Below are 3,655 nucleotides of genomic sequence, written 5' to 3' on the forward strand. Positions count from 1 at the left end.
GGAGACCCGCCTCGACGGCGGCGGTGGAGGCCGCGGCGCCCGCGACGAGCGCGAGCAGCGCCCAGCCGGCGCCCCACTTCGACTTGCCGACCAGGGCGTCGAGCGAGAGCGGACCGGGACCGTCGGCGACGACCGCGGCGGTCGCCGCGACGAGCAGGCCGTTGAACTCCCACCCTCCGCCCGCGTTCCACAGGCCGTTGCTCCAGTGCACCTTGCGCACCGCGGTGATCATCGTGGCCACGAGACCCGCGGCGGCGAGCGGGGTGACCGCTCCGAGGGCCAAGGCGGCACCGCCGGCGGTCTCGGTGACCGCGGCCGCGAGGGCGTTGCGGCGCGGCGGGGGCATCTCGAGGCTCTCCATCATCTGCGAAGTGCCCTCCAGGCCCGGACCGCCGAACGAGCCGCGGAGCTTCTGCAGTCCGTGTCCGACGAACAGTCCGCCGACGGCGAGACGGAGAACGAGCGAGCCGACCTTCATGGGTGACCTCCTGGTGCGAGTGGGAGCGTGCGTGGTAGCGAGAGTCGCCGCTCCGGGCTCCCGGGTCAAGGGGTCGCGGAGGCGCGTCGGGATGCTCCGGGAGACGCTGGCCGGCGGCATCTCTCCGACCCTCTGCTCGGAAGTGAATGCGGTCAACCGGTTCGCCTCCTATGATCGAGCTGGATCGACTCGAAGGAGAGCACGCATGACCGGACGCCTCATCGGCAAGAACGCCCTCGTCACCGGAGCCGGCTCCGGCATCGGCCGGGCCGTCGCGGAGCGGTTCGCCCGCGAAGGGGCCCGCGTGGCCTTCACGGACCGGGATCTCGGCGCGGCGCGGGACGCGGCCGCCGCCCACCCGGATGCGGTCGCGGTCGCGCTCGACATCTCGGACGAGGCGAGCGTCGAGGCCGCCTTCGCGCAGCTCGACGCGGACGGCCGCGCTCCCGACGTCGTCGTCGCGAACGCGGGCGTGCAGCTCTTCGGCCAGGACGCGAAGATCGCCGACCTGAGCCTCGAGGCGTGGCGCCGGACGATCGACATCAACCTCACCGGCACCTTCCTGACCGTGAAGCACGCGGTCAGGGCGATGCGGGGCCGCGGCGGCTCGATCGTCCTCACCGGCAGCCCCACGGGGCTGAACGGCGAGGGCCAGGACTTCACCGCCTACAGCAGCTCCAAGGCCGGCATCCACGGCCTCGGCCGCACGGTCGCCGCCGCCTACGCCGGCGAGGGCATCCGCGTGAACACCGTGGTGCCGGGCTACACCGAGACCCCGCTGGTGACCGCGATCTCGGGAGACGCCGAGGCGCGCGCCGCGATCGTCTCGCGCATCCCGATCGGGCGGCCCGGCTCGGCCGAGGACGTCGAGGGAATCATGGTCTACCTCGCGAGCGACGAGTCCTCGTACGCCACCGGCGCGCTCTTCCGTGTCGACGGCGGCATGACCACCCTGTGACCATGGGGCCGATCGGCATCCGTCCCGCCGTCGCGGCGATCCCGGCCGCTCTGCTGCTCCCGGCCGAGCGCGACGCGCAGGAGGTGCGCTGCGGCTCGTGGAGCCTGCGCAGCGCCGAGGGGCGCCTGGACGAGATCCGCTTCCAGGGAGCGCGGATCCTCCGGGGAGTGCGCGTCGTCGTCCGCGACCGCGACTGGGGGACGTTCGCGACCACCCGCGCCGACCTGCGCGTCGAGGACGCCGGGCTCGTGATCGAGGGGGTCGGCGAGAGCGGTGCCGCCCGCGTCGAGTGGACGCTGCGCGCCCGCTTCGAGGAGTCGGCCCTCCTGCTCTCGCTCGAGGCGCGCGCCGCCACCGCTCTGCTGCGCAACAGGCTCGGTCTGGTCGTGCTGCACGGAGTGGAGGCGTCCGGTGAGCCGCTCGAGGTCCGCCGCACCGACGGCTCCGTCGAGCGGACGCGGTTCCCGAGGGCCATCGCCCCGCATCAGCCGGCCCTCGACATCGCCGGTCTCTCGTGGACGGCGGGCGGAGTGGCGGTGGCGGTGGCGTTCGACGGCGACGTCTTCGAGATGGAGGACCAGCGCAACTGGACGGACGCGTCGTTCAAGACGTACTCCACTCCGCTGGACCTGCCGTTCCCGGTCGCGGTCGCCGAGGGAGAGGTCGTCCGGCAGAGCGTCCGGATCGAGTGCTCGGGGTCGCCGACCCCGGCGGAGGACCAGCCGGACGGGCTGCGCACCGCCCTCAGCGGGCACGGGTTCCCCGAGATCCTCACCGGAGCGTCGAGCGCACCGTCGGCGGCTCGGCCGGGGACCGAAAGGGTCCGCGGCGCAGGCCTGCTCGTCGAGTGCGACCCGCGCTGGGCGGGCTGGCGGCGGGTACTCGCCCGCGCCCTCGAGGACGCCCAGGAGCGGAGCATCGACCTCCGCATCGTCGCGGCGGCACCGGACGATGTCGCGCGGGTCCTCGGCGCCGTCGGCGACGCTCCGCTCGCCCGCCTCGGCGTCTACGCCGCGCACGGCCACCGCAGCACTCCTGAGCTCCTGGACGCGGCCCGGCGCGCGGTGGCCGGGACGGGCGTCGAGGTGCTCGGCGGCGTGCGCTCGCACTTCACCGAGCTCAATCGGGGAGCGCAGGAGCTCGCAGCCGTCGACGCTCCTCTCGCCTTCAGCCTGACCGCCTTCATGCACGACACCTCGGGCCATCAGCTCGTCGAGTCGCTCGGGACGCAGCGCACGGTCGTGCGGGACGCCCTGGCGATCGCCGACGGCCGTCGACTGCGCATCGGCCCGATCGCGCTCGGGGCGCGGATGAACGCGGTCTCGACGTCGCCGTTCGACCCGGGGGACGCCGACATCGACGCCCACGGCTACGGCCCGCAGCACCTGCCCGGTGCGACGGATCCCCGGCAGTCGTCACCGGCGCTCGCCGCGTGGGTCGTGGGGAGCCTGGCCGCACTCGCGCAGCCCGGCGTCGACTCGCTCGCCTACTTCGAGGAGTGGGGGCCGCGAGGAGCCGCGGGGACACCCGCAGGCCGGGTGCTGGAGTGGGCCGCCGAGCTCCGGGGCGGCGCGGTGCTGGCCGTGGAGGCGGCCGCGCTCGTCGCGATCGGCGTGCAGCGGGCGGGGGAGCAGTTGCTCCTCGTCGGCAACCTCGGCGCCACCGCGATCGAGCCGACGCTGGACGGGGTGCGCGAGTGGCGGCGATCGCTCGACGGCTCCCGCGGCGACGGGCCGCTCCGACTGGCTCCCGGTGAGGCCGCCCGCGTCGTGCGGACGGCTCAGCCCAGCGGAGTGTAGGCCGACGCCTCGAGCACGACCGTGCCGTCGGTGCAGACCTCGAGGGCGGCCGGAGCGCTGACCGCGGGATCGAGGTCGTCGACGACCTCGGCGACGATCCGCGTGGACACAGCGGACGGGCAGCCGTAGGCGCCGGGGGAGTGGCGGACGACGCGGACCTCGGCCCGGCCGGCGGGCTGCAGGGTGAGGAGGCCGCCCGGGTTCGGTCCGACGGCGGCGGCGACCGCGCCGATGCGCACGCCGTCGGCGTCCGTCGGGTAGACGCCCGGGATGCCGGCGAGCGTGCAGGGCGCCGGCGACGCGTTGGTGAGGACGAGGTCGAACGCACTGGAACCGGCGCCGGAGGCCTCGGGATCGGGGAGGTACTCGAGCGCGAGGTCGCCCCCGTGGCAGCGCTCGAGTACCGCCCCGTTCCCGAGG

4 protein-coding genes are annotated in these 3,655 nt (G+C 74.8%); 2 read left to right on the plus strand and 2 right to left on the minus strand.

The window, feature by feature from the left end; translation table 11 throughout:
• Positions 1-478, minus strand: a 478-nt coding sequence (locus tag NB037_RS18860; protein WP_251948494.1) for a DoxX family protein, incomplete at its 3' end; no start/stop codon positions are given.
• A 205-nt stretch (positions 479-683) separates the two neighbouring features.
• Between NB037_RS18860 and NB037_RS18865 the strand changes: the two genes are divergently transcribed.
• Positions 684-1,436 (plus strand): SDR family NAD(P)-dependent oxidoreductase, encoded by a 753-nt coding sequence (locus tag NB037_RS18865; protein ID WP_251948496.1) that lies wholly within the window; start codon positions 684-686, stop codon positions 1,434-1,436.
• A gap of 2 nt (positions 1,437-1,438) precedes the next feature.
• Positions 1,439-3,235 (plus strand): D-apionate lactonase family protein, encoded by a 1,797-nt coding sequence (locus tag NB037_RS18870; protein WP_251948498.1) that lies wholly within the window; start codon positions 1,439-1,441, stop codon positions 3,233-3,235.
• Here NB037_RS18870 and NB037_RS18875 read toward each other — a convergent pair.
• Positions 3,217-3,655 (minus strand): DUF4232 domain-containing protein (locus tag NB037_RS18875; protein ID WP_251948501.1); only part of this gene is annotated, 439 nt, incomplete at its 5' end. The two genes, NB037_RS18870 and NB037_RS18875, sit on opposite strands and share 19 nt — an antisense overlap.

Source organism: Rathayibacter rubneri, from assembly GCF_023743255.1.
Classification (GTDB): domain Bacteria; phylum Actinomycetota; class Actinomycetes; order Actinomycetales; family Microbacteriaceae; genus Rathayibacter; species Rathayibacter rubneri.

Coding starts and splice junctions, on each gene's coding strand:
- NB037_RS18865 (WP_251948496.1), top strand. CDS start 684: ATGACCGGACGCCTCATCGGCAAGAACGCCCTCGTCACCGGAGCCGGC.
- NB037_RS18870 (WP_251948498.1), top strand. CDS start 1,439: ATGGGGCCGATCGGCATCCGTCCCGCCGTCGCGGCGATCCCGGCCGCT.